General features: G+C 63.5%; 30 protein-coding genes and 1 pseudogene. 10 read left to right on the forward strand and 21 right to left on the reverse strand.

Annotated features, from left to right (window positions below; translation table 11 throughout):
* Positions 1-49: 49 nt before the first annotated feature.
* The gene (locus ACEF39_RS18405) at positions 50-352 is read left to right on the forward strand and encodes a KGG domain-containing protein (RefSeq protein WP_500286109.1); all 303 of its coding nucleotides are present in this window, start codon (positions 50-52) and stop codon (positions 350-352) included.
* A gap of 15 nt (positions 353-367) precedes the next feature.
* Here ACEF39_RS18405 and ACEF39_RS18410 read toward each other — a convergent pair whose 3' ends face one another.
* Positions 368-1840: an MFS transporter gene (locus ACEF39_RS18410; protein ID WP_500286110.1), complete on the reverse strand. Its 1473-nt coding sequence runs from the start codon at positions 1838-1840 to the stop codon at positions 368-370.
* Positions 1841-2037: 197 nt separating this feature from the next.
* On the opposite strand from ACEF39_RS18410, the gene ACEF39_RS18415 reads away from it, so the two are divergent.
* Positions 2038-2598 (forward strand): TetR/AcrR family transcriptional regulator, encoded by a 561-nt coding sequence (locus tag ACEF39_RS18415; RefSeq protein ID WP_500286111.1) that lies wholly within the window; start codon positions 2038-2040, stop codon positions 2596-2598.
* A gap of 15 nt (positions 2599-2613) precedes the next feature.
* On the opposite strand, the gene ACEF39_RS18420 is transcribed toward ACEF39_RS18415, so the two are convergent.
* The 5 genes from ACEF39_RS18420 to ACEF39_RS18440 all read right to left on the reverse strand — a co-directional run bounded on the left by ACEF39_RS18420 (position 2614) and on the right by ACEF39_RS18440 (position 6298).
* The gene (locus ACEF39_RS18420) at positions 2614-2964 is read right to left on the reverse strand and encodes a VOC family protein (protein ID WP_500286112.1); all 351 of its coding nucleotides are present in this window, start codon (positions 2962-2964) and stop codon (positions 2614-2616) included.
* Between the two features lie 99 nt (positions 2965-3063).
* On the reverse strand, positions 3064-3264 hold the full coding sequence (locus ACEF39_RS18425; RefSeq protein ID WP_331273719.1) for a hypothetical protein: 201 nt from the start codon (positions 3262-3264) through the stop codon (positions 3064-3066).
* 84 nt (positions 3265-3348) lie between these two features.
* A complete protein-coding gene (locus ACEF39_RS18430) occupies positions 3349-3867 on the reverse strand; it encodes an SLOG cluster 4 domain-containing protein (protein ID WP_500286113.1) in 519 nt (172 codons plus the stop codon).
* Positions 3868-3956: 89 nt separating this feature from the next.
* Positions 3957-5174, reverse strand: a complete 1218-nt coding sequence (gene cml / locus ACEF39_RS18435) for a CmlA/FloR family chloramphenicol efflux MFS transporter (protein ID WP_500286114.1) — start codon at positions 5172-5174, stop codon at positions 3957-3959.
* Positions 5175-5392: 218 nt separating this feature from the next.
* Positions 5393-6298, reverse strand: coding sequence for a LysR substrate-binding domain-containing protein (locus tag ACEF39_RS18440; RefSeq protein ID WP_500286115.1), 906 nt, complete (start codon positions 6296-6298; stop codon positions 5393-5395).
* Positions 6299-6374: 76 nt separating this feature from the next.
* On the opposite strand from ACEF39_RS18440, the gene ACEF39_RS18445 reads away from it, so the two are divergent.
* Positions 6375-7874 (forward strand): MFS transporter, encoded by a 1500-nt coding sequence (locus tag ACEF39_RS18445; RefSeq protein WP_500286116.1) that lies wholly within the window; start codon positions 6375-6377, stop codon positions 7872-7874.
* 87 nt (positions 7875-7961) lie between these two features.
* On the opposite strand, the gene ACEF39_RS18450 is transcribed toward ACEF39_RS18445, so the two are convergent.
* The 5 genes from ACEF39_RS18450 to ACEF39_RS18470 all read right to left on the reverse strand — a co-directional run bounded on the left by ACEF39_RS18450 (position 7962) and on the right by ACEF39_RS18470 (position 11320).
* Positions 7962-8414: a PA2169 family four-helix-bundle protein gene (locus ACEF39_RS18450; protein ID WP_500286117.1), complete on the reverse strand. Its 453-nt coding sequence runs from the start codon at positions 8412-8414 to the stop codon at positions 7962-7964.
* Positions 8415-8621: 207 nt separating this feature from the next.
* Positions 8622-9119, reverse strand: coding sequence for an Ohr family peroxiredoxin (locus ACEF39_RS18455; RefSeq protein WP_500286118.1), 498 nt, complete (start codon positions 9117-9119; stop codon positions 8622-8624).
* A 32-nt stretch (positions 9120-9151) separates the two neighbouring features.
* Complete coding sequence (locus ACEF39_RS18460; protein ID WP_500286119.1) at positions 9152-9919, reverse strand: SDR family oxidoreductase; 768 nt, start codon at positions 9917-9919, stop codon at positions 9152-9154.
* Between the two features lie 115 nt (positions 9920-10034).
* Positions 10035-11066, reverse strand: coding sequence for a LysR family transcriptional regulator (locus tag ACEF39_RS18465; RefSeq protein ID WP_500286120.1), 1032 nt, complete (start codon positions 11064-11066; stop codon positions 10035-10037).
* Entirely contained in the window at positions 11063-11320 is a 258-nt protein-coding gene (locus ACEF39_RS18470; RefSeq protein WP_312705648.1) for a sigma factor-like helix-turn-helix DNA-binding protein, read from the reverse strand. Before ACEF39_RS18470 ends, ACEF39_RS18465 begins: the two co-directional genes overlap by 4 nt.
* A gap of 144 nt (positions 11321-11464) precedes the next feature.
* Here ACEF39_RS18470 and ACEF39_RS18475 point away from each other — a divergent pair, with 144 nt between their 5' ends.
* The 3 genes from ACEF39_RS18475 (at position 11465) to ACEF39_RS18485 (ending at position 13351) form a co-directional block, all read left to right on the forward strand.
* The gene (locus ACEF39_RS18475) at positions 11465-11944 is read left to right on the forward strand and encodes a carboxymuconolactone decarboxylase family protein (RefSeq protein ID WP_500286121.1); all 480 of its coding nucleotides are present in this window, start codon (positions 11465-11467) and stop codon (positions 11942-11944) included.
* A gap of 34 nt (positions 11945-11978) precedes the next feature.
* On the forward strand, positions 11979-12386 hold the full coding sequence (locus ACEF39_RS18480) for a cupin domain-containing protein (protein WP_049466772.1): 408 nt from the start codon (positions 11979-11981) through the stop codon (positions 12384-12386).
* An 83-nt stretch (positions 12387-12469) separates the two neighbouring features.
* A complete protein-coding gene (locus ACEF39_RS18485) occupies positions 12470-13351 on the forward strand; it encodes an RNA polymerase sigma-70 factor (protein WP_500286122.1) in 882 nt (293 codons plus the stop codon).
* A 101-nt stretch (positions 13352-13452) separates the two neighbouring features.
* Here ACEF39_RS18485 and ACEF39_RS18490 read toward each other — a convergent pair whose 3' ends face one another.
* From ACEF39_RS18490 to ACEF39_RS18525, 8 genes are all read right to left on the reverse strand, one after another.
* Positions 13453-14406: an alpha/beta fold hydrolase gene (locus ACEF39_RS18490; protein ID WP_500286123.1), complete on the reverse strand. Its 954-nt coding sequence runs from the start codon at positions 14404-14406 to the stop codon at positions 13453-13455.
* 92 nt (positions 14407-14498) lie between these two features.
* Positions 14499-15419 (reverse strand): MBL fold metallo-hydrolase, encoded by a 921-nt coding sequence (locus ACEF39_RS18495; RefSeq protein WP_500286124.1) that lies wholly within the window; start codon positions 15417-15419, stop codon positions 14499-14501.
* A gap of 306 nt (positions 15420-15725) precedes the next feature.
* A complete protein-coding gene (locus tag ACEF39_RS18500) occupies positions 15726-16142 on the reverse strand; it encodes a hypothetical protein (RefSeq protein WP_500286125.1) in 417 nt (138 codons plus the stop codon).
* 14 nt (positions 16143-16156) lie between these two features.
* Entirely contained in the window at positions 16157-17227 is a 1071-nt protein-coding gene (locus ACEF39_RS18505) for an alpha/beta hydrolase (RefSeq protein ID WP_500286126.1), read from the reverse strand.
* Between the two features lie 77 nt (positions 17228-17304).
* Complete coding sequence (locus ACEF39_RS18510; RefSeq protein WP_025879032.1) at positions 17305-17604, reverse strand: hypothetical protein; 300 nt, start codon at positions 17602-17604, stop codon at positions 17305-17307.
* Positions 17592-17807: a hypothetical protein gene (locus ACEF39_RS18515; RefSeq protein WP_500286127.1), complete on the reverse strand. Its 216-nt coding sequence runs from the start codon at positions 17805-17807 to the stop codon at positions 17592-17594. The genes ACEF39_RS18510 and ACEF39_RS18515 overlap by 13 nt, the downstream gene beginning before the upstream one ends.
* A 43-nt stretch (positions 17808-17850) precedes the next feature.
* Positions 17851-18108, reverse strand: a complete 258-nt coding sequence (locus ACEF39_RS18520; protein ID WP_500286128.1) for a hypothetical protein — start codon at positions 18106-18108, stop codon at positions 17851-17853.
* Positions 18109-18213: 105 nt separating this feature from the next.
* Positions 18214-18435, reverse strand: coding sequence for a hypothetical protein (locus ACEF39_RS18525; RefSeq protein ID WP_500286129.1), 222 nt, complete (start codon positions 18433-18435; stop codon positions 18214-18216).
* A gap of 167 nt (positions 18436-18602) precedes the next feature.
* Here ACEF39_RS18525 and ACEF39_RS18530 point away from each other — a divergent pair, with 167 nt between their 5' ends.
* Positions 18603-18905: a hypothetical protein gene (locus ACEF39_RS18530; RefSeq protein ID WP_487813520.1), complete on the forward strand. Its 303-nt coding sequence runs from the start codon at positions 18603-18605 to the stop codon at positions 18903-18905.
* Between the two features lie 18 nt (positions 18906-18923).
* On the opposite strand, the gene ACEF39_RS18535 is transcribed toward ACEF39_RS18530, so the two are convergent.
* Entirely contained in the window at positions 18924-19244 is a 321-nt protein-coding gene (locus tag ACEF39_RS18535) for a hypothetical protein (protein ID WP_500286130.1), read from the reverse strand.
* A 194-nt stretch (positions 19245-19438) separates the two neighbouring features.
* Between ACEF39_RS18535 and ACEF39_RS18540 the strand changes: the two genes are divergently transcribed.
* On the forward strand, positions 19439-20080 hold the full coding sequence (locus tag ACEF39_RS18540; RefSeq protein WP_500286131.1) for a glutathione S-transferase family protein: 642 nt from the start codon (positions 19439-19441) through the stop codon (positions 20078-20080).
* A 33-nt stretch (positions 20081-20113) separates the two neighbouring features.
* Positions 20114-20791, forward strand: a pseudogene (locus ACEF39_RS18545) (IS3 family transposase); the annotation flags it as partial.
* A 31-nt stretch (positions 20792-20822) separates the two neighbouring features.
* On the opposite strand, the gene ACEF39_RS18550 reads toward ACEF39_RS18545, so the two are convergent.
* A complete protein-coding gene (locus tag ACEF39_RS18550; protein ID WP_500286132.1) occupies positions 20823-21530 on the reverse strand; it encodes a hypothetical protein in 708 nt (235 codons plus the stop codon).
* Positions 21531-22111: 581 nt separating this feature from the next.
* Between ACEF39_RS18550 and lanKC the strand changes: the two genes are divergently transcribed.
* A complete protein-coding gene (gene lanKC / locus ACEF39_RS18555; RefSeq protein WP_500286133.1) occupies positions 22112-24829 on the forward strand; it encodes a class III lanthionine synthetase LanKC in 2718 nt (905 codons plus the stop codon).
* Positions 24830-24967 lie beyond the last annotated feature (138 nt).

Below are 24967 nucleotides of genomic sequence, written 5' to 3' on the forward strand. Positions count from 1 at the left end.
TGAAGCTGTCGCTGATGGTGGCATCCCAGTTCATATCCGGAGACCGGCAATGGCCAACTTACGCAATGGCAGCAGCAACCGTGGCTTTGCCTCAATGGACGAAGACAAGCAGCGCGTGATCGCGTCAAAGGGGGGGCGTGCCGCACACGCATCCGGCAATGCGCACCAGTTCAGCCCGGATGAGGCCCGCGTGGCGGGCCGCAAGGGCGGCGAAGCGATCAGCCAGGATCGCCAGCACATGGCCGCGATCGGGCGTGAAGGTGGCCATGCACGGCATGCCAGTGCCCGCCAGCAACAGCACCTGCAACAGCAGGACATGCCTGGCAAACCTGGCAACGGTCAACAAGGCTGAGCTGAGTTGGTGCGGTTACTGCGCCACGTATCGGCGGTGCAGGGCAAAGGCTGTCAGCACCGCCAGCGCACCGGCCAGCGCCATTGCCCAAGCGAACCCACTGGCCATCGCCGCGCGGTAGTAGCCCAGCAGGTGCGGTGAACCGGACGCCATCGCAGGTTCGAAGATGAGCAGCCGTGCTTGCAGCGCCACCTGCGGTTGGCCGGCGGCATGGGCTGCCGCAGTGAGGTGCTGTACAGCGCGCTGGCTCATCACGCTCCCAAGCAGCGCGATGCCCACGCTCATCCCCGCCTGGCGCAGTGCATTCATCGTCGCCGAAGCGATACCCGCCCGCTCCTGTGGCACGTCGCCCATTACGGCCATGCCGGTCGCAGGCACCGCCAGCCCCATGCCAGCCCCCAGCAGCAACAGAAGCAGCGTTGCATGTGTGCGCGTGCTGCTGGCATCCAGGCCTGGCATCGCACACAGAGCAATGCCTGCCAGTGCGTAACCGGTCGCCAGCGCCACCGGCAAGCCAATCCGCCCGACAATGCGACCAAACAGCAGCGAAACTCCGCCCATCATCAGGAACTGTGGCACCAGTTGCAGGCCCGCGTCGGCGGCGCTGTCGCCCCGCACCTGCTGGAAGAACAGCGACAGGAAAAACAGGCTGGCGTAGGCGCTGAAGCCCAGCACGAAGGACGCGACGTTGAGCAGGCGGAAGCGATGATCGGCCAACAGGGCCAGCGGCAGCAGCGGGCGCGAGACCCGTCGTTCCACACAGCCGAAGGCCACCAGGCCGGCGACGGCAAGGGTCAGCGCCAGTACGGTCCGAGGCGCCGCCAACCCATGCTCGCCGATGCCGATCAGTCCGTAGCTCAGCGCCGCCAACGCCACGATGCTCAGCAGTTGTCCCGCCGGATCCAGCGCGGCATGCTGCGGGTGCCGTCGCTCGGGGATGCCCCAGGCGCCAAGCGCGATCGCCAGCAACCCCAATGGCAGGTTGATCAGGAAGATGCTCGGCCATCCTGCCCGCTCCACCAGTACACCGCCCAGCAGCGGCCCCAGCACCAGCGCCAACGCACTGAAGGCCGACCAGCCGCCGATCACCTTGGCCCGCTGCCGGGGATCGGGAAAGGCATGGCTGAGGATCGGCATGGCGCTGGGAATCAGCAGCGCACCGGCCACTCCCTGGATCGCACGTCCCATCACCAGCACCTGCAGACTGCCGGCGCAGGCACATACCAGCGAGCCGGCGATGAAGGTGGCGACACTGACCAGCCACACCCGCCGCTGGCCATGTCGATCGCCCAACGGACCGGCCGAAAGCATGAACGCCGACAGTGCGATCGCGTAGGCGTTGATGACCCATTGCAGCCCGGCGATGTCGGTCCGCAGTGCGGTCTGCAGTGTCGGCAGTGCGACGTTGACGATGCTGATGTCCAACGACGCCAGGAAGGTACCGAGATAGGCCGCCAGCACCAAGGCTGGGCGTCGAAAGCGTTGCATGCCGGAAAACCCCGAAGGAACATCGACGCATACATTAATCACTGACTGACCGTCGGTCAATGACTGGCGGTCAGTCAATACCGTCCGCGCCGTAGAATGGCGCTCACCCTCTTCAGTCCGGATCGCCGCCGATGATTCCGTCGCACGCGTCAGCCAAGTCCCGCACCAAGCCCGCAGAGATCCGTCTGGAGGAGTTGATGGACGCCGCTGAGGCACTGTTCCTGTCGCGCGGCGTGGAAGCGACCACCATCAGTGACATCGTGGCTGCAGCCGACGTCGCCAAGGGAACGTTCTATACGTACTTCGCGTCCAAGGGCGAAATCCTGCAGGCGCTGGCCAAGCGCTATACCGAGCGTTTCCTGGCCGAAGTGGAACTGGCGGTCGAGCAGCATCCGGCCATCGCAGGCGAGGCCCGCCTGCGTGCCTGGATCGAGGCCAACATCCGCATCTATGCGCGCACGCATGCGCTGCATGACGTGGTCTTCGCCAACCACCATCACCACGAACGCGGCAACGCAGACCGCAATGCCATCCAGCAGCAGTTGTCGGCAATCCTCGAAAGCGGTGTCGAGGCAGGGCTGTGGTCGTTGCCCGCGCCACGGATCACCGCCTCGCTGATCTACGCCGGCGTGCATGGCGCCACGGACGATCTGATCGCCGCTCCCGAACAGTCACCCGATACGTTCATCGCTGCGGTGGTCACCGATTGCCTGCGCATGGTCGGTATTGCCGCGACAGCCGCGAAAAAGCGCCGCTGATCCGGCGCGCGCCGACTAGGCGTGGACGAGGATGTTCAACAGGCGCCCGAATGGGTCGCGTACATAGAAGCGGCGCACGCCCCATGGTTCTTCGGCTGGGCCATATTCAAGAGCGATGTTCGCGTGTCGCAGGCGTTCGAGCACGCCATCCAGGTCGTCCACCTCGATCGAAAGATCCGGCACCGGCGTAGCCGATCCACCTTCGCTGGCAATGCTGAGCTGTGCCAGCGCAGTGCCCTGCCCGCCGTAGGTGACGATCCAGCCGTGGTCCATGACGATGTCCATGCCGAGGATGTCACCGTAGAACGCGGCCGCCTGCGCAGGATCGGCACTGGCGATGTTGGCGACGACGCGTTTTACAGCCATGTGGCGGCTCCAGGCGAACAAGACCGCGGACCGCGTGCTGCGGCCAGGTGGAAAGGGGCCCATGGATCGGCCCCCCCCAATGCGAACGGGATGCAGGCCTCAGATGGCGCCGCACCTGTCCATGACACAGCGATCGTATTCGAACTGGCACTCCATGGCATCAGCGCCGCCGGCCACGCAGGCCTGGTAGGCCTTCCAGCACGGCAGGTCACATGGCTGGACCGGACCGGCCACCGCCACCGAACCGGTACACGCAAGTGCAAACACTGCAGCAGCGATCACTTTCCTGATGGCTCGCATCGATATCACTCCCTGATAGGCCTGGTGATTCCAGGCCGCATCACCCTACCCGCGTGTGCGGGAGAGGAAGTGAAAAGCGCCGGTTCAGCCTGCCAGCAGCTGCAGATGGCGGAGCTGCGCGCGCAGCTCCGCGATGTCGTGCCACGGCAGTATCGGCGAGTTCCCGCGCTCATCGGGAGGGTTGCCGGGAAGACCGTCCGACCAGCCACCAGCGCCCACCAGCGGCAGCAACGGCCGCTTGTGCAGCCAGGCCAGACACACCTCGGAGATCGTGCCAGCGCGCCCGCCAATGACGATGCAGGCATCGCCGGCCAGGGCCATGATGAGGTTGCGCGCATCGCCCATACCGCAGGGCACGACCACTGTTGCCGGCCAGTCCGCTGCAGGCATGCTGCCTTCCGGAATCACACTCAGCACCGTGCCACCGGCCGCGACTGCATGCTCGGCTGCCACCCGCGTGGCCGGGCTGCCGCAACCGCTGACGAGGGTGATTCCACTTTCGGCGAGGAATCTCCCCGCCTGTGCAGCACGGTCGAATGCTGGTGAGCCGGGATCGGCACTACCAAGGATCGCGATCTGGGGCTTGCGGAAGGATGATGTCATGGAGCGACCTGGGCGATGGGAAGAGAAGCAGGGAGGCAGACTCGATCCACACAGCGCGCTCGATTGCCCGAGGCGGGACAGTATCACGCTCATCCATCCCTTTCTGATGCGGGTTGCTCACTCCACGACCGTCGCAGCATCGCCAGACCAACCAGGCTCAACGACGGCAGCAGCAGGCCAAAGGCCACCAGCGGCCAGACCGTATCGCCCGGCAGCACCAGCGTCGCGAGCGTGCCAAGCGCGGCTACGATCAGGCTCTGCACGGCGTAGTACAGCGCCACCGCCGTGCCGGAGGCATCGGCGAATTCGCGCAATGCACCGTTGGCCGCCACCGAAGCCACCATCACGATGCCGATAGCCACAAGCCACATCGGCAGCACGACACTGGCAAATGACGGCCGCAACATCACCGCCATGGCCATGACCAGTACGCCGCCGATCATCACCATCAATCCACGCAGGAAGCTGCCACCAATGCCCCATCGCCCGATGAACCACGCAGCAAAGCGCGAGGTGACGATCATCACCAGCGCAACCGTCGCGAAGGCCACGCTGAAGCCCATCGGCGAATAGCCTGCGCGCCCCATCAGCACTCGCGGGGCGATCGAGAAGAACACGAAGAACGTGCCCATCGCCGCACTGAATCCCAGTGCGTGGACCCAGAACCCGGCATTGCCGAGGATGCGCGCGAAGGCTGGCGATGCGTTGCCGTGCTGCGGTGGCCGCGTTTCCTGCCAGCCCCGGCATGCACGCACACCCGCCAGCAGCCCCAACACACCCAGCGCGATGAAGATGGCCCGCCAACCCAGTGCGTAGGCGATCAACGCGCCGAGGATCGGGCCGAGTGCCGGCACGAACGCCAGCATCGAGGCGAACAGACCATAGAGCGTGGCACCCTCGGCCGTATCGGCATACACGTCGCGCACCGTAGCGAAGGTGGCGACCAGTGCGGCCGACGCACCGATCGCCTGCACGCCGCGCCAGGCCAGGAACGCCGCGCCACCACTACACGCGGCGAGCGCGAACGACGCCAGCGTGAACAGCAACGCGCCCATCAGCAGCACAGGCCGTCGCCCGATCCGGTCCGACAGCGGGCCGAAGATCAGCTGGCCCAGCCCGAGTACGAGCATGTACAGACTCAGCGTCAACTGGATGACGGCAGGCGATGTGCCGAGTGCATCCGGCATGGCCGATACAACAGGCAGATAAATATCCATGGCCAGCGAGGCCAGGAGGTCGAAAGGAGCCATCAACGCGATGGCGGCCGGCAGGGAATGGGCCCAGCGAAGGGCTTTTCGATCAGACATGGGGAAACATCCGCTCAGGAGGAAATCCGGCGGTGATCAACCCAATGCGTGGAAATCGCAGGTAAAGACCACCGCAACAACGTGCGTACCGTTGTTGCGGCTCAGCGGACTGTCTGCGGACCGTTCCCGTTGTTCATCTGATGATCCGGTGGAAAATCGAATGCGGCCAGTGTAGCAAGGCAATTCCGGGGTAACCGGCAACGTCGTCCCGCACGGCTTCAGGGCAAGGGCGGCATGTCGATGCGTCTGGATGGCGTGCATCGCACCTGCTCGATGAGCCGGCGGACCACTGGCGACGTTTCCTGTTCACGGTACAAGGCAGCGATGGTCGAGGCGATGACCGGCCCGGCGATCGGCAGATACACCACGCCCGGCAGCAGCAGCGTCCGCTGCAGTATCGACGGTACGATCGCCACCGCCCCATCGCCCACCGAGACCTGCGCGAGTACAGCGGCAAGATGGCCGGGACGGGAGCGGATGTCCGGCACGAATCCGCCACGGCGGGCGACTTCCAGTGTGCCTGCGGGCTGCTCCGGCATGATGAACGCCTCCTTCGCCAGCAGCGCCGGCTGCACCGGCAACGCCGTGCCGGCCAGCGCGTGCAATGCCGGCAATGCTACGCAGAACTGGTCTTCGATCAGGATGTGCGAGCCCAGCGCGTCGGGAACCTCCATCGGAAGGCGGCAGAACACCACATCGATGCGACCGTCCAGCAGCAGGTCCGGCAGGTCGGCCATGGGCCATTCGCCGACCTGCAGAACCACATCGGGCGAGGCGCTGCGGAACCGCTGCAATAGCTCCTGCAGCGCGCCCGCATAGACCGCCGAACCCACGTAGCCGATCTCGATCCTGCCGATCTCGCCGCGACCAGCACGGCGGCCCACCGCCTCTGCCTGCTCGAACTGGCGCAGCACGTTGCGCGCTTCTGCCAGGAAGATCGCGCCGGCCGAGGTCAGCGTGACCTCGCGTCGACTGCGATCGAACAAGGGCGTACCCAGGCGACGTTCGATCTCCTGGATCTGCACGCTCAGCGTCGGCGTAGCGATACCCAGGCGCAGCGCGGCGCGTCCGAAATGCAGTTCCTCGGCCAGTGCGACGTAGTACTGCAGATGTCGACGGTCCATACGCGCCCGGTCGTTAGCTTTGACCTAACGTACTTCAAGAACACCGGCAATGAAACAAACGATCGAAGCTGCTTGAATGTCCATTCTTCTCTCACCCGAGTATCCGGTGCCCCTCTCCCCTCCCCGCCGCAGGCCGCCCAACTGGATCCTGATCATCGCCTCGCTCGGCTGCACGATGACAGTGCTGGAAACCAACGCCGTGGCCGTTGCGCTACCGACCATCGCGCGGGACCTGCAGGCTGACTTCGCCGACATCGAATGGGTGATCAGCTGCTACATCCTGTCCTTCACCTCGCTGCTTCTCCCCGCCGGTGCCATCGCCGATCGCCACGGTCGCAGGCGGGTGCTGCTGATCGGCATCGCACTGTTCGCCATCGCATCGCTGACCTGTGCGCTGGCCCCCACGGCCAGCGCGCTGTATCTGGCCCGCGCGTTCCAGGGCGTGGGAGCAGCCTTCCTGCTGGCGCCGTCACTGTCGGTGATCGGCCACGAGTTCCACGAAGGCAAGCAACGCGACGATGCCTGGGCCTTCTGGGGCACGGCAATGGGCATGATGATGGTGCTGTCGCCATTGATCGGCGGGCTGTTGTCCTCGTTGTGGGGATGGCGTTCGGTGTTCATCGCGATCCTGCCCTTCCTCGCCTTCCTGGCCTACGGCGCGATCCGCTGGGTACCCGACTCCGCCGACGCGGTGGTACGCCCGCTGGATCCGCCCGGCATCATCACCTTCAGCATGGCGATCTTCGGCATCGTGTTCTTCCTCGTGGAAGGACTCGCACAGGGCTGGACATCGGTGGTGGCGCTGGCCGGCCTGGGCCTGGGCATCGCGATGGGCGCGCTGTTTGCCGGCATCGAACTCAAACGTCGGCATCCGATGGTCGACCTGCGGCTGCTTGCCAGCCCGCGCTTCGTCGGTGCACTCATCGCCATGATCGGCTACGCGGTCAGCGCGCAGGTGATGGCTTCGATGCTGCCGCAGTACCTGCAGAACGGCGTCGGCCTGAGTGCCTTGGCCACGGGTGCAGGCATGCTGCCGTTCGCCGCAGCGATGCTGCTGTTCCCAAGCGTTGGCAGGCGCCTGGGCCGGCGATTCTCCAGTGAGATGGTGCTGGCCATCGGCTTGTCCATCACTGCCGCCGGCAACGCGCTGGCGGGTATCGGCGCATGGCACAACACGCCGATGGTGGCGCTGCTGGCGATGGTCATCATCGGCGCTGGCGGTGGCATCCTCAACGGCGAAACATCCAAGGCCATCATCGGCTCGGCGCCTCGCGACCGCGCAGGCATGGCCTCGGGCATCAGTGCCACGACGCGCTTCGTCGGCATCCTGCTCGGTTTCACGGTGCTCTCCAGCGCCCTGACCGTCGGCATCCGCGCCGGACTCTCAGCACGCGTTCCCGCAGAAGAGGTCATGCGTCTGGCCGATACCATCGCCACCGGTGCACTGAGCCAAGGAGACCCGGTTGATCTCGCGCGGGCGATCTACAGCCAGGGCTTTGCCGCGTCCCTGTGGACCGCCGCCATTGCAGCGACGCTGGCCAGCTTGGCCGTTGCCCTGCTCAGGAAACGCAACTGACCGCGGGTGGTGACAGACGCAGAAACGACCAGGGCAGCACTGGGCTGCCCTGGTCGCGGCGATGTGGGGGGCGATCGCCAGATGCGATCAGGCAGCCTTCATCGCATGCTTGCGCGCGCGCATCACCGAATGGCATTCCTGCACTTCCGGCAGCCACTGGGTCACTTCCTGGCGCACCGCCGGCGGCAGGTCGTTGTCCTTCAGCACGTCCTTGAACGCGCCCAGCAGGCGATCCTCGGACTCTTCAAGTTCGGCCACGTAACCGTAGTTGGTGTCACCGAAGGCCGCGCGCACCTTGCCGTAGAACTGCTGCATGGAACCGACCATGGTGCCGTGCTCGGCCGGCTTGCCGCCGGTAGCGGCCACCGAGCTGCTCAGCGAGGACACGATGCGGCCCTTCACCCCGGCGATGCGGACGAACAATGCCGACAGCTCGGCGTCCTTCACCTTGGTTGCGGCTTCCTCGTAGAAGGACTTGCCATCACGTGCGATCTCGATCAGGTCGTTGAGGCGATGCTCGATGGTGGACTGGTTGCTCATGTGTAGTCTCCTCTGGGGAAAAAGGGCAACAGTGGAATCCGTTGCCTGCGAGCCCAGACTGGCCGACCCGGTGTGGTTCGCGGGTGAGCATCGATTGATGCGGTGATCATGCTGCCCAACGGGGCCCCACCCACTCACGCGGACGACGCGATGTCTTCACTGCATCCGAATCCCAGGAGCGGTCACACGATCTTGCAGACAGGACGTCTAGTCCACCGCAACCCTCACCACATGGCTGATGCCACGATGGAACATCTTCGCGTAGGGACAGACCCGCTCGGTGTTGCGCACCAGTTCGGCTGCACGTATCGGGTCCATGCCAGGCAGACACACCACGATCTCGGCCGACAGCAGGTACAGACCGTCCACGGGATCGCGTGCGAACGTCACCGCTACTTCGATGCTCGGGTCGATCAGTTCCAGCCCCGCACGCGCAGCCACCAGCACCATCGCGCCGTGGAAGCAGCCGGCGTAGCCCGCCGCCAGCAGCTGCTCGGGATTGGTACCGCCGCCGGGTCCTCCCAGCTCAGCGGGCAATCGCAGGTCCACCGACAGCGCGCCGTCATCCGACCGCACCACGCCCGACGCACGACCGTGCTGTGCCACGCCACCACTGACCCGCACCCGTCCGGTATACAGCGGGCGCACCTCATCACCGTGGTACTTGTCGAGCACACTGTGCGGAGGCGGTTTCAGCCCGGTCATCGCAGGTTCCTGCTGGCAGCGTCCACCGCCGATCAGGCCGGCTGGCCCTGTACCAGCCCGGACTGCTGCAACCAGCGCTCGAAGCCGATCGTGCCGAGCCATGCCTGGCCCACCGGTACCAGCGTGTCCTGCTGCAGCTGCGCACCGAAGTAGTGCGCCTGGGCGTCGCCGACCACGTTGCGCACGTCACCGGTTGCCTGCAGGAAGTGCTGCGCCAGCACTGCCATCGATTCACGCTCCGGACCGGCGATCTCCACTACGCCGTTGGCCGGCGTCTGCTGCGCGATGCGCGCAACCGCATCGGCCACATCCTCGGCGGCGATCGGCTGCACTGCGGCGGTCGGCAGATGCAGGGTCTGGCCGTCACCGGCTGCCTGGATGATGCCCGGCAGGAACTCGAAGAACTGCGTCGAGTGGATGATCGTGTACGCCAGGCCGGAATCGCGGATCAAGCGTTCCTGGGCGATCTTGCCGCGGAAATAGCCGCTGGCGGCCAGCTTGTCGGTACCCACCACCGACAGCGCGACATGATGGCGTACGCCCGCCTGCGCCGCGGCCGCCAGGATGTTGTGGCCGGCAGTCACGAAGAACGACAGAACCGCCGCATCTTCGAACGAGGGTGAGTTGGCCAGGTCGACCACCACCTCGGTACCCGCCATCGCAGCGGCCAGACCCTCGCCGCTCAGCACATCGATACCGGTGGAGGGTGCAGCGACGACGACCTCATGGCCGGCCGTATGCAGGCGATCGACCACCTTGCTGCCGATGCGGCCGGTGCCACCGATGACGAGGATCTTCATGACAGGTCTCCTGGAACGTGGAAGGTGCGGGCGTGGCTGCATGCTAGGAACGCATTGGCCGGCGCAGTAGATCCGCAGCGGGCCACGCACCGTTGCCGCATCGGCACCAATGCGGTCATGCCCATGCCGGGGCCGCATCGCGATGCGCTGCCGCCTGCTGCCGCGCTTCCCAGTGCGAGAACACATCCAGATCCAGCGAACGTATGCGTTGGGTGCTGAAGTCGATGAACGCGCGGATCCGCTTGGGCAGCTGGCGTCGGCTGAGATAGCACAGGTAATGGCCACGATCGTGGGGCGCGTAGCGATCCAGGCAGGTCAGTACAGCGCCTGTGCGCAGCGCAGCACTTACCTGGTAGCTGGGCAGCTGGGCGATCCCCAACCCGTCGATCACTGCCTGCAGGACAAGATCGGCATCATTGAACACCACCTCCGCCGGCGGCTGCAGATTCACATCCTGGCCCTCCACACGGAAGTCCCAGCGCTGCAGGCGCCCACCGGGAAGGCGTCGACCGATGCACGCGTGGGCGGACACGGCCTCGACTTCCTCCGGCAGGCCATGCGCTTGTGCGTATGCAGGCGACGCACAGATCACCAGCTGCATCGGCACCAGCTGCTTGGCGATCACTTGGCTGTCTTCCAGCACGCCATCGCGGAACGCCACATCGATGCGATCGGCGGCCAGGTCCGGCGCCTGCTCGTCCAGCAGCAGCTCGACCGAGACCTGCGGATACTCCGCGCGGAACGCAGACAGCAGCGGGGCGATCACCCGCCGTCCGAAACCATGGGTCGCACTGATCCGTAGATGCCCGCGCGGTGGTCCCTCGCGCAGGTCGCGCATCTCGTCCAGCGCCTGCAGGATGCTGGCAACGCCCGGGCTGCAGCCCTCCAGGAACAGCTCGCCTTCGCGGGTCAGTGTTGTCGAGCGCGTGGTGCGCAGGAACAGGCGCACGCCCAGTTGTCCCTCCAGCTTCTGCACGCTGCGGCTGACTGCCGAACGACCGATGCCGAGGCGATCACCGGCGCGGGCGAAGCTGCCCTCGGCGGCTACCGCGATGAATGCCAGAACCCCGGCATAGCTGGCGGAGAAGGACGCCGTGAGGGAATCGCGGCCGTCGCTGGCCAGACAGGACTGCGGCATGACATTCATGGTGTTCCGGGCTCCTGGAAGTCGCGTCGGGCAAGCAGGTGGGCGCGTGCATGCTCCAGGCGCTGGCGGCATGTCGTCAGGTCCAGCCCCAGCAGGGGCACGATGTCTTCGACGCCCGCACCCAGCACGTCATGCAGCAACAGCACGGCCCGCATGTCCGGTGGCAGTTCGTGCAATGCGGCAAGGAAGGCCTGCCAGACCCGTTCACTGGCGGGGCAGGCTGCTGCGCGGATCGAGGCAGATGAGGTATCCATGCCCGGCAGACGGGCGAGCATCCGCCGCTGTGACAGGCCATTGGTGTTTTTCGTGCAACACCGTGCAGCCCCGCCCTCGCCTACCGCCCCGCGCGCAGCGGGCCTAGCCTCACTGCATCCCTCAACTCCCATCGGAACACCGTCATGAGCCAACGCCTGGACTACGCCGCACAGTCGCCCGAACTCTTCAGGAAGCTCGGCACCTTCTCCCATGCCGTGCACAACAGTTCGATCGAAGCGCCCATCATCGACCTGGTCAACATCCGCGCCTCGCAGCTCAACGGCTGCGGGTTCTGCCTGGACATGCATGTGAAGGAAGCGACGATCCGCGGCGAGCGCGCACTGCGCCTGCACCACGTCGCGGCGTGGCGCGAATCGAACCTGTTCAGCGCGCGCGAACGTGCCTGCCTGGCATGGACCGACGTACTCACCCACCTGCCTGCGCAAGGTGTTGCGGACGACGTGTATGAGCGAGTACGCGGGCAGCTGTCCGAACAGGAAATCGTCGATCTGACCTACGCGGTGATGGCGATCAATGCCTGGAACCGCGCCAACGTCGCCTTCCGTACGCAACCCGGCTCGCTGGACCAGGCCTTTGGCCTGGACAAGGCCGGTCTGGCCTGACTTCGACTGCATACGTCCCCGCTGGAGACCTGCCATGCGTTCTCTCTGTTCCCTCGCCCTGCTGGCCCTGCTGCCGTTGACCAGCATCGCCGCCACACCGCCGCCCACCGCACCCGAGCCCATCGTGCGCGAGGTCATGACCCGTCCGTTGCCGGAACAGCCGGGCAAGGAAGCACTGATCCTGACGGTGCAGTACCCACCCGGCGGCGCCGATCCCGTGCACCGGCACGACGCCCACGGCTTCGTCTATGTGCTGCAGGGCCGCATCGTGATGGGCGTGGCCGGTGGCCGCGAGGTTACGCTCGGCCCCGGGGAGGCCTTCCATGAAGGTCCGGACGATCTGCACACCGTCGGCCGTAATGCCAGCCAGACCGAACCGGCGACATTCGTCGTGTTCCTGATCAAGGACATCGGCAAGCCAGCGGTACTGCCACCACGCTGACCGCCACCGGTCCGGGGCAATACCAGCCCCCATCCCAGGTCCGCCGATGTCACAATCGGCGGACCTGTCCCGTCTCTGCTGGCATGGACGACCCCACTGCCCTGTTCACCCGACTACGCCCGCGCCTGTTCGGCGTGGCCTACCGCATGCTTGGCTCCTCGCATGAGGCCGAGGACGTGGTGCAGGATGTCTGGCTACGCTGGCATGGCGCCAACCAGCAGGGCATCGAGAACGCCGAAGCCTGGCTGGTGGCCACCACCACCCGCCGCGCCATTGATGGCCTGCGCCTGGCCCGGCGCACGCGCGAGCGCTATGTCGGCATGTGGCTGCCCGAGCCGCTGCTCACCGATGAAACGGGCACACCCGAGTACATGCTGGAAACGGCCAGCGACCTGTCGGTGGCCTTCCTCAACGTGCTGGAGCGGCTGGCACCGGACGCGCGTGCCGCGTTCCTGCTGCACGATGTGTTCGACCAGGATTACGACGTGGTGGCACGCACGCTGGAAAAGACCGAAGCCGCCTGCCGGCAGATCGTGCACCGCGCACGTCTGCAGCTGCGGCAGGAACGCCCGCGTTACAACGTGCCGCAGGACGTGCACCAGAAACTGATGCGGCGTTTCGCCGAGGCCATCGCCAATGGCGACTTCAGGACGATGAAAACCCTGATGGCCGAATCGGCCGTGCTGATCGGCGATGGCGGCGGCATCGTCACCAGCTTCCCGAAACCGATGGTCGGCGGCGCACGCATCGCGCAGCTGTTGTATGCCCCGCACCTGCGGCGCAAGGACCAGCTGCGGATGGTGCCGAGCATGATCAATGGACGACTGGGGCTGCTGCGTTACTTCGACGGCGTGCTGGAATCAGCAATGGCCTTCGATACCAACGGCGAGCAGATCGTGCAGATCCTGGTGCAGCGCAACCCACACAAGCTGCAGGGTCTGAACCAGCCAACCTCGATCCAGTAGATCCACGCCATGCATGGATGCGGTTGCTCTCATGCACGGCAAAAGCCACGCATGGCGTGGCTCTACTGATTCTCCGTGCTGCCTGACGGCTGCCCTTGTGGTTACTTCTGCTGCAGGAAGGCCAGCAGGTCCTGGTTGACCTTGTCCTTGTGGGTCTCGGTCAGACCATGCGGCGCACCCGGGTAGACGATCAGCCTGGCGCCCTTGATCAGCTTGGCGGACATCCGTCCCGCCACGTCGATCGGCACGATCTGATCGTCGTCGCCGTGGATCACCAGGGTCGGCACATCGAACTTTTCCAGGTCACCGCGGAAGTCGGTCGCCGAGAACGCCGCGATCGAGTCGTAGGTGTTCTTCTGCCCACCCAGCATGCCCTGCGCCCACCATGCATCGACCATCGCCTGGTTGACCTTCGCGCCCGGTCGGTTGAATCCATAGAACGGACCGGACGGAATGTCCCTGTACAGCTGCGAACGGTTCTCCAGCTGCGCCTTGCGGATGCCGTCGAACACTTCGATCGGAACGCCACCGGGGTTGTCTGCGGTTTTCAGCATGAACGGCGGCACCGAACTGATCAGCACGGCCTTCTTCACCCGTCCCGTGCCATGGCGACCGATGTAGCGCGCCACTTCGCCGCCGCCGGTGGAGAAGCCCACCAGCGTGACGTCCTTCAGATCCAGCGTATTGATCACCGTGGCCAGGTCATCGGCGTAGTGATCCATGTCGTTGCCATCCCAGGGCTGGCTGGAACGACCGTGGCCACGGCGGTCGTGTGCGACCACCCGGTAACCGTGGTCCGCCAGGAACATCATCTGCGATTCCCAGCTGTCCGAATCCAGTGGCCAGCCATGGCTGAAGGTCACCACCGGCCCGTTCTTCGGGCCCCAGTCCTTGTAGTACAGCTGCACACCATCGGCGGTGGTGATGGTGCTGGCGGTGCGCGCGACAGCGCTGGGTGCGGAAGGGCGTGCCGGCGCGGCGGCCTGGGCCGACAGGCCCGCCTGCATCGACAGGGCCAGGGCAGTTGCAGCGAGCGTGCGGGTAACGGTGTTCATGGTGGACCTCCAGCGGATGGGGTGGGTTTCGACAGGGGCTACTGTGCGCCCCTGTCCGGGACCATTGGTGACGTGAAGTCCAGAAAACTTGATCAAAAATCCCAGAACACCGGCACCCAGCGGAACGCCTCGCCCTCGCGGGACACGCGGCCCACCGACGGGAACGGCAGATGCGTGGCCACCAGCATCTCGCCGGTACCGGCCAGCGCGTCCAGCAGCTCAATGCGCACCCGCGCCGCTTCCTCCGGGTCGTGCTCGAAGCCGTTGTGCCAGTTCGGTTGATCGAAACCGACGGCGAACACGGCATCACCAGCGAACGTCAGCGCCTGGCCCTCCGAGGCAACGCGCACCACGCAGTGGCCCGGCGTGTGGCCACCAGTGCGGCGCGCGACCACACCCGGTGCGATCTCGTGCTCATCCTCGAAGGTGTGCACGAAGTTGCCGTACTCGGCCCAGAAATGCGTGGCCGTTGCGCGAAGCGCCTCCGGGAACCCCTGTGGCATGTTGGTGCGGGTGAAGTCGGGCGACTTCCAGAACGCCACTTCCGACGCCGCGACGTGGATCTTCAGGTCCGGTCGCAGCTGCGCTTTCACCCCGTCCACCAGCAGGCCACCGATGTGGTCCATGTGCATGTGGGTGATCACCACATCGGTGATCTCGCCCAGGTCGATGCCAGCGGCGCCGAGGCGGCGGATCAACTGGCCGGCGCGTGGCAGCTGCAGGTCCGGGTCCATGCCCAGGCCGGCGTCGATCAGGATGGTGCGCTCACCGCTGTGCACCACCATCACGTTCAACGCCCAGTCGAACGCATCCTGTGGCAGGTACATCTCGTCGAACCATTCGGCACGCTCGGACGCCGGCACGTTGTGACCAAGCATCTGCGTCGGTAGCGGCAGCACGCCGTCACTGACCACCAGCACATCGATATCACCGACTTTCAGGGCGTAACGCGAGGGAACAAGCTCGTCGAGCGCGGGCGCGGCAGGGGTAGTGGTGTTTTCCAGGCTGAACATGAGGCGATCTCCACGAAGGTTGGCTGGCGGGCAGTGAAGCAGGGCCGGCGGACAGTTCCGGGGTACGCCTTCGCACGACGCAGGGCATGGCGTTGCCGGGCAGCAATGCCCTGCAGCACAGCGCCGCTGGTTCGATTGAAGACGGGATCCACGAGCTGTCGTGGACCCGGAGCACGGCAAGGGGCCGTGTGGGATCAGCGTAGGCAACGCAGGCAGTGCGCAGTAGACCCGCAGGCGGGCTCGCGGCGTTGCCTTTTGGGAAGCAGTGGGCACGTTGCCCGCTTCGGCAGGCGGCCGCTCACTCAGTCAGGGCGCAAGCAGCGCCACGATGGCCTTTGGCAGAAACAATGCTGCCGCAACAGCCACCGACAGGATCAGCACAACCTTGACTGTCAGCGGGCGACGACGCGGGTTGCTGAAGTGCAGGCGTAGATCGCGCAACTCCGCTTCCAGCGCGCGACGTTCACTCGCCCCGCGCTGCCGTGGGGCGGACAACTGCCGCTCCACCTCGCGCAGGCGCTTCATCAGCTCCCGCGCAGGTGCTGTCCGCAGTATCTGCTGGTCAATTGCCTGCAAGCGCAGCGACAGCGGCATCAGCGCCTCCGCGAACTGCTCCGCAGGCAGCTGCCTGGCAGCAAGTCGGGCCGCTTCGAGATTGATCTCGGCTTGCAGCGCAGCACGCTGGGCATGCAGCCGTTCAAGCCGGTTTCCACGCAGACCCATTGTTGCTCCCTGACTCAGCCGTCCTTGCCCATCATCCAACGAATGGCCTGCGGGAACGAGGTCTTCCAGTCGTCCGGATAGAAATGGCCACCGCCATGCGTACGCGAACGTACTTCGTTGCCCTCCCTGAACAGCGCGCGGAAGTCCGCGCTCATCTTCTGGTTGGCCGGCCCTTCCTGTTCGCCGTTGATGACAAACACCCGCTTGCCGTGTGCGCTGCTCTGCGCAGGCACCGGCTGGCGCCAACCGCCCGGCGACACCAGCAATGCACCGGCGTAGTCATCCGGGTGCTGCGCCAGCAATGCGCCCGCATGCTGCGAGCCCTGCGAGAAGCCCATCAGGTAGACCTGCTTGCGGTCGATGCACTGGCGCGCGGCCAGCTGCTCCACCCCCTTCTGAACGACCTTGTGCGTGCCTTCATAGGGGCCGGTCCAGCTGAAGCTGTGGAACGACTCGCGCATCTCCGTACCGTTGATGCCCAGCAGCACCACACCGGCATCGGCCAGCGGCTGCTTGCTGCTGTCCAGGTGTCCGTTGATGCCGTAGCCGTGCAGCCATACCAGTACCGGCGCACAGGCCGGCATCGCAACACCCTTGGAAGGTTGCAGCACCGAGCTGGCGCCCACCTTTCCGGCCGACACCTGCGCGTAGCGGGCCTGCGTGTTGGCCAGCACCTGCTTGAAGAACGGCGTTCCGCGCAGGTGCTCGAAATCATCGTTGTCGGCCAGCGCGGGCGCGAACCACATGCCACGCTCATCGGCTTCACGCAGATAGCGCTCGGCAAGCGCGTCGTCACCGCGACGAGCGAACAATGCCGCTGCATGGTACGGCGCCTGTGCCAGCATGGGGTCTTCGCGGGTTGCCGCCAGATAGAGCGCCAGCGACTGCAGCAGCGTGGCGTCGTCTTCCTCGGCCCTCTCCATCAGCTCCTGCGCATCGTCGGCATTGATCAGGGCATTCAGCACCGGGCTGATCGATTTGAACGCGATGGTCGACGCGCTGTCCTGTTCGTCGGCGTGTGCGCTCGGCGCGCAGACAGCAAGCGCCATGAAAACAGGGAGAGCAGACAGCCTGGGAATGGGCATGGGGAATCTTCCGTGATTGCGGCGACGCGCGGGGCGCGCAGTCTAGCAACCTCGGGGCCGATCAGATCACCGTGCGCTCAACCGTAGGCAGGATGACTACCGGTAAGCACGCCCATCGAGAACGCGTAGCCCGCTTCTTCCAGCAACAGGCGCATGCGCAGTTCCGCGCGGCGCGGAACGCAGAGCCCGCTCGGTGCGTACAGCGCATAGACGAAGCCGGCGCCTTCCACGTGCTCGCGGCGGACCGAACAATTGTTGGTCTCGGCGGCATCGGACCACACGGCCCGCAGCTTCTCCGGGCCGATGGACTGACCGTTGCGCAGGCGGAACGTCAGCCAGCGCACGCCCAGCGGCGGATGGTAGGTCAGGTTAGCCATTGCGCACCTTCAATGCGGCGGCGGAGATGGTTCAGGACGTCCGGTTGCAGATCGGGATGCTCATTGCGCGTGGACACCGGCAGATCGATGCGGACGGCGCCATTGACCAGCGCGGGAGGATCCGTGTGCAGGTCGATCCACCATCCATCGGGAAGGCGAAGCCCGCGTCCGTCCCTGTCATAGAGGTTGATCTGAAAAGACATGACGCTCGCTCCCATCGGAACTCGAGCATACGCCTGCGCAATGTCACTCCATACTGCGACCCGCCAGTGCGGTCTCCTCGATCCGTTTCGCGCAGACGAAGACGAACGCCTCGTCCTGCTGCACCTTCAGGAACGAATCGAGCCAGCGCGCAGCAGCGCCGCGGTTGCCGATCACGCCGCCCAGTTCCTCGGTGAGGCAACGGGCACACTCCATGCCACCCGGACTGGGTGCCTGGCAGGCGCGGCATCGCGCCATCGTCGTCGTCCTTGCCGGTCGGCACTGGTACATGATCTTCGTCATCAGGCTTACCGCACGGGCATGGGATGGCATCAGCGCTCTTCCAGAACGTTGGATGGTTGGACAGAGGAAAGCCGCAGAATGTGCGGCCTCTTCTTTGCTTACTGCTCAGCGACGGGCGTCACGGCCCGGCTCGCTCTTCTGTTCCTGTCCGGACTTCTGCGGGACGCTCGGTTGCCCATCCTGCTGCTGTTCCTGCTGGCCTGGCTTGCCATCCTGCTTCTGCTCTCCCCCCAGTTCGTTGCCATCGGTCTGCCCCTGCTGGGCAACCTGCCTGGTATCGGTCGAGGCGTTTTTGCGGTAGGTCTGGCCTTGCGTGTTGTTGTTCATGTCTTGCTCCACCGCAGCGATCTGCTGCCACGCCACTGTGTGCTTCGGCCAGTTACGCAGCTGCATCGGATCACGCGAATAATGAACAGCCACCATGAACAGCCGCTGGTGCACACGGGGTACTGACACGCAGAGGTATACGGTGGTGTTCAAACAGGAGAAGTCTCATGGAACGCACCACCAACAAGGACTTCGTTGACGTCGAACGCGAGCTGCAGCACTGGCAGGCCGCATTCCAGACGGGCGATCTGCCCGCCATCAACTTCCGCCACGAGGTTGCGCCAGTGATCCGCCTGGCGTGCGACATCTACGTCCGCAACCCACACGGCACGCGCACGGCGTGGCTCACTGATCTGCAGTCACGGCTCGCACTGCGCACCAGCCTGCGTGGCCACCCGGGGTCGGCTGAAATGGCGATGGGTTGCTGGGCGCGCCTGTCCGGGCCGGCATTGGTTCCGCAAGCGGGCTGACACGCCCTTGCCGGCAGATCACTCCTCGCCGGCGAGCTGGTTGCCTTCCTGCATCAGCTGATCGTTCAAGCGGTTCACCAGCGCAATGACCGCATCGGCCAGGGCGCGCGCATCGGCGATGGAGCCATGGAAGGCGATGCGGGTGCCCTCCACCTTCACTTCCGCCAATGAAAGCTGCGACGCCAGCGTCGCGCAGTGCTGCAGGAAGCGGTCAGTCCACTGCCCATCGGGCGCCTGGTCCAGCAGCGCAGTGATTGCTTCATCGGCAGTCGCATCCACCTGCTGGCGAAGCCGAGGCACGTCGAACCCAACGATCCGCGGCAATCTGGACGTGCTCACGTACTTCCCCAAGGTGTGCAGAAGGGCAGTATCGCGTCACCGCGCACCCTGTGCGAACCGCGCCACGTGAACCATTCATCCTGCCGGCCATGGCCTGCGTGACCAGAAAGCACCTGTGTCGATTCCAGGGCTCCTCGCACGTCGATGGAAGGAGGGCCGGCCGATGGTGGCGCCCAACCGCGATGGAGATCCCGATGACCCCGATCCTGACCGCATTCAAGCATTCACCGGACCGTGGCCAAGGCCTGGCCCGCGACATGCGCGTACGCTGGGCGCTGGAAGAACTGGGCGTGGCGTACGGCGTCCATCTGCTCTCTTTCGAGGAAATGAAGCGACCGGCACACCTGGCACGGCATCCCTTCGGGCAGATTCCTACTTACGAGGATGAAGACCTGGTGCTGTTTGAATCAGGCGCGATTGTCCTGCACCTGGCCGAACAGCACCCCGGCTTGCTGCCCGCCGATGCGATCGCGCGCATGCGTGCGATCACCTGGATGTTCGCCGCACTGAACACCGTCGAGCCGCCGATCGTCGAACGCTCCATGGCCTGGGTGCTGGAACGGGAGCAGCCTTGGTATGCGCAACGTCTGGTGATGCTGGACGAGCGCGTACGCAGGCGACTGTGTGAGTTGTCCGCGCGACTGGGCGATGCGCCGTGGCTGGACGGAGACTTCAGCGCCGGCGACCTGTTGATGGTGTCGGTACTGCTGCGGCTGCACAGCAGCGGCATCGTCGGCGAGTATCCAAGCCTTGCGGCCTACGTTGACCGCGCGACCGCGCGGCCGGCGTACCAGCGCGCGTTCGCAGCGCAGCTGGCGGTGTTCCAGAACCTGTAGCTCTACGCCATGCGCGGAGATCTCCGGAAGCAATACCGCAAGATCACCCGGGAACTTCGTGAGGCCGGTGAACGTTGCAGCCGCCATCATGTTCGACGTCTGATGAAGGCAGAGGGAATAAGGGCAGAAATTGGCTACGGCACCAAGCCGCGCCATCGAGGCGGTCCGCCTGGGATGGTTGAAAACGTCGTCAATCGCGACTTCTCGCCCGCTGCACCAAACAAGGTGTGGGTCACCGACATCACATACATCCGAACCTACGAGGGCTGGATATTCCTGGCAGTGATCGTCGACCTTTACTCACGGCAAGTGGTTGGCTGGGCGATGCAGTCCCAGATGACCACCGACCTTGTGCTACAGGCACTGGTATCGGCGGTGTGGAAGCGAAAGCCTGCTGCGGGCCTGATCATCCACTCTGACCAAGGCAGCCAGTTCACGAGCAGCGACTGGCTATCGTTGCTGAAGCAGCATGGCATGGTTCCAAGCATGATTCGGCGTGGAAACTGCCATGACAACGCGGTGGCTGAGAGCTTTTTCAGTGCACTGAAGAAGGAGCGGATCAAGCGACGAATCTACCCGACCCGGGACGAGGCGCGCTCGGATGTATTCAATTACATCGAGATGTTTTACAACCCAATCCGACGCCACGGTTCCGCTGGCAACCTGGCCCCTGTAGAGTTTGAACGGCGCTACGCGCAAAGCGGCTCATGAATGTCTACGGAAGTCTGGCCGGTCCACCGGATCATCGGCCAGTCAGCTCACGCGTGGGCTTTCCTTGCTCATCAAGGAACCGCATCAACGCCTCTCCATTTGGTTGGACGACCAGCTCGAGACGAACGTTGCCCTTGGCATCGAGAAGTTCAAGGACAGAGTCTTGCTTTTCAGACTTTCCCAAGAAGACTCGACGCGTGATTGCAGCCTGCCCTTGCCGATGAAGCGATTCATCGACCGCGGAGAAGATTGGTCTTTTGAGGCCATCAGCCACATCGTTGAAGGAGAGGCCCCCGTAATGCCTGCCTTCTTCGTCCACACCCAGCAACTGCACCTGCTGGTCCTGTTGGTAACGGTCAAATGTCAAGCTCAACCCGCTCGATGGTTTCCCCAAAGATCCTTCGGCACCACTATAGATCAATCCGCCGCTTTCGGTTCCTTCGTCGTTGAAGAACAGCATGCCTGCAACATCACGTGGGTGGGCATGCTCTTCGTTGCGCACGATGGCGCCAGGGAACTTTGTGCGATTGGACAGGCTGAGGCGGATTGTCCCATCTGGCTCGCGGATGTTGATGCGTTGAACATCCAGCACGTCCAAATCGGCATGTTTGTCTCGCTCCACCGAAGGGCGAGTCAGCACGATTGCAAACGTTGCGACAACGATGGCGGCAGCAAGATACAACTGGCGTCGCTGCAGCCTGTGAATCTTGAGCCTAATTTCTTCGTCGTACTCGACCATCCTAGATCGTCTCGCCCCTATTCAAGTGAATGCCCCATGCGCCATGTCCACTGGCAAATGCGTGATTCATCATCAGCCCCACAAGAGCCATTTGCTCGTGTCACACATGGGATCCAACGTTTTCATCGTGCCCCCGAATGCTAAGCGTAGAGGCGGAGGACATGACGTCGATCTGCGGTCTATGGAGGTAGACCATACCAGTGCGTTAAGACAAATGGCACTCATTAAAGCGTGGTGTACATCACAAAGCTACAACGACGTAGCTCGTCTGCAACTCGCGAGGTGGTGAGCGCTCGCAAGCGTATCCGAGCTGATGATCGAACCAGCGAACATCGTCTCAACTGATCTTGGCATTGAGCGATGTCTAGTAGCAACTTCCGAATGCGCATTTTTTCCTCAACACACACAACAAAAAGTGTTGTCTCCTGCTGTGTTTACGCCCATTTGCAGCCCTGCGGTCATCTACGCTGAGAAATTTCCACTTGACGTTTTGCGACGATATGGTTTCTATTCGTCGCTCGACCACGCACACCTAGCTTGAGCAATGGAGTGCTGATCAATGCGTTTTTCAAGGAACGAAAATGAGCTACTTCGAGCATAGTCTTGTCCAATCGCGCTTCTTCGAGCCTATCGATGCGTACAAGCACAAAGACGACTGGCAAAGTCGAGTACGAGCTGCGCTGCCAGGGGACTGGCAGCTGTTCCGTTCCTCATACTGGCTTCAAGCCATCGCACCAGGCGATGCATTTCCTGATCAGGGCTTCAAGCTTCACGTTGCGCCCGACTACGAGCGTATCGCCGAGCAAGTCGACAAGGTTCTCGAAGTGCTCGTCCAGATGGGAGCTTCATTCAAGATCGTTGCCGATGACTTCCTAGTCGAGCTGACCAACTCAAAGAACTTTCCGAGGACCGCGTCCGGCAAATTCGTCACGGTCTATCCCGTCGACGACTCACATTTCAAGCGCCTTGCTGAAGCCTTGGCAAGCGCAATGCACGGGTTCAATGGGCCCTACATCCTTACCGACCGACGCGTCCCTGGATCTGATGTAGTTTTCTATCGGTACGGCGGTTTGCGCAGCATTGTGGGTAGCACAGAGGACGGTCGAGCCAAGCATCTCATCCGACGTCCTGATGGCGAACTGGTCGAGGATCGACGTGACCCATCGTTCTATCTACCCCCGTGGGTATCCGATCCATTCGAAGGTCAGCACGCCGTGCCCGCTCATAATGAGTCAAATGATCCCGCTTTGCAGGGACGCTTTGAGGTCGAGTCAGCCTTGCACTTTTCCAATAGCGGAGGGGTGTACAAGGCGAAGGATCGGCATGACGGACAGATGGTGGTCCTGAAAGAAGCGCGCCCACGCTGTGGTCTCCGATCAGGAGGCGCAAAGGGGCGCGCGGACGCGCAGCAGGCGTTAACGCGTGAATACGAAATACTGTGTCGGCTCGAAGACTTGGGGTGCGCTCCAAGGCCAATCCAGCTGTTTCAAGAGTGGGAGCATCTCTTTCTTGCGCAGGAGCTAATTGATTGCCCTACTTGGCAGTCATACTTCGCTCGAGAAGATATCTTTTTGGGACCATTCGTTAAGGGCTGGTGTCGTGTAGAGAGCTTCTTGCAGGTGCTTCCTCAGATCGTCCGCAATGCGGTGGAGATGCTTAGAAGGGTGCACAGGAGCGGCGTTGTGCTGGGCGACCTTTCGCCCAACAACATCATGGTAAACCCCGACGACTTCACCATTCGAATCATCGATGTTGAGTCTGCGTCTCTCGGTGACCAGGAATCTGCTTGGAACACGTACTGGGCAACGCGGGGTTATGGTCGCTCTGATCGGATGTCTCGAACTGAGGTCAGCCCACTTGATGACTGGTATGCACTGGGCAAATGTGTGATGAGCTCGGTGATCGCTCTTGAGGGCCTGACGATCGCTGAGGGGGATGAAGAGAGCCTCAGTGATTTGGAGTTGGCACAGTATCTTGTTGATACAACTGGACTTCCGCACCTTGTCATTGATGTTATCACTGCATTGCTCAACGGCGACCCAGACTCGGCTCTAACGTTCCTGCAACGGCTCCAAGACTTCATTGAGCTGCCACCTCCTCAACGTCGCCTGTCCGAACTTAGCTCGACGAAGCGAGATCCGTTGAAGTCGAGAGGGGCTGTCGACCTGAATGAGGTTGCGGACTTCATTTCTGAGACATATCGAGAGTCATCCAGGACAGAGTTCTGGCCCGCTGATCCTGGCCTTTACGCCTCAAATATGTGGAACCTCGCCCACGGAGCAACGGGCGTCGTGGCCTTCCTTGATCAGATGAAGCGCGGTACTCCCGACCGAGTCGACCGAGTGCTACGGTCAGCAAAGCTGGTCGAATGCACTGATGATATCGGGCTCTACACGGGACTTTCGGGCATTAGTGCTTTTGCGGCAATGCGCGGTGACTACATCGCCACAGAGAGAGCAGTAGAGAAGATTGCGGAGAGCGCGTTCCGTTACCGCGGCGCTGATATCGCGACCGGTGAGGCTGGCGTGGGCGTCGGAATGCTCAGTCTGCATAGGCTGACCGGGTCTGAGAAGGCGAAAGTCTGCGCCATGGGGAGCTTCCGCTACCTCCAACAGACAGCGATTCATGACGCCACGGGTGCCAGATGGCCGTCTAACGATGCCAAGAAAAATTCCTACTTTGGCTATGCTCGTGGTGGTGCGGGAATTGCCTTCTTCCTTGCGCAATACGCGGTGAGTGAAAAGTGTGAAGAGGCGGCAGTCCTGGCTAAGGACGCCTTGAAGTTCGTCATTTCAAATGGACTCTTGGACAAGAGAGGAGGCCTCCAATGGACTCCTCATGCGGATGACACGCGGCTAATGCCCTATTGGTCTCATGGCGCAGGCGGCGTCGGTGCTGTTCTGCTTCGTGTGGGAATGCAACTTGACGAGCCTTACTTTGTCGAACTTGCCAAATCCGTGGCAAGCTCAGCCTTCTCAAAGCTCTCTGTGTGCGTTGGGCAATTTGACGGATTGGCCGGTTGCCTTGAGTTCCAGACTGATCTTGTTCAACTGGCCGATCTTACCGAGGCGGCGTTCTATCAAGAGCAGCTTGTAGAGGGTATCGGTCTCTACTCAAGGCGGACACCGGAAGGTATTGCGTTTCCTGGCAACTTTGCCATGCGACTGAGCTGCGATTTTGCTACCGGCAGTGCCGGCGTGGGCGTGGCGCTTCGAAGGGCCGCACTGGGCGGCAGTCGCCCGCTGATGGACTTCGCACTTCCGTCAGCTGAGCTTTTCAGTGGGAGAGCGGTGGGATGAAGGCTGGATCGTTCGGTCGCCTTATGCGGACTGCCAGCTACTGTTTCGCTTTTCCCTTTAGAAACATGCGGACTGCTCGGCACGCGCTAGTCTGGGTGTTCGTACTTCACTCCCTCGTTACCTTCTCCTGGTCCTTTG

It is taken from the genome of Stenotrophomonas indicatrix (genome assembly GCA_041545745.1).
GTDB classification, from domain to species: Bacteria; Pseudomonadota; Gammaproteobacteria; order Xanthomonadales; family Xanthomonadaceae; genus Stenotrophomonas; species Stenotrophomonas indicatrix_A.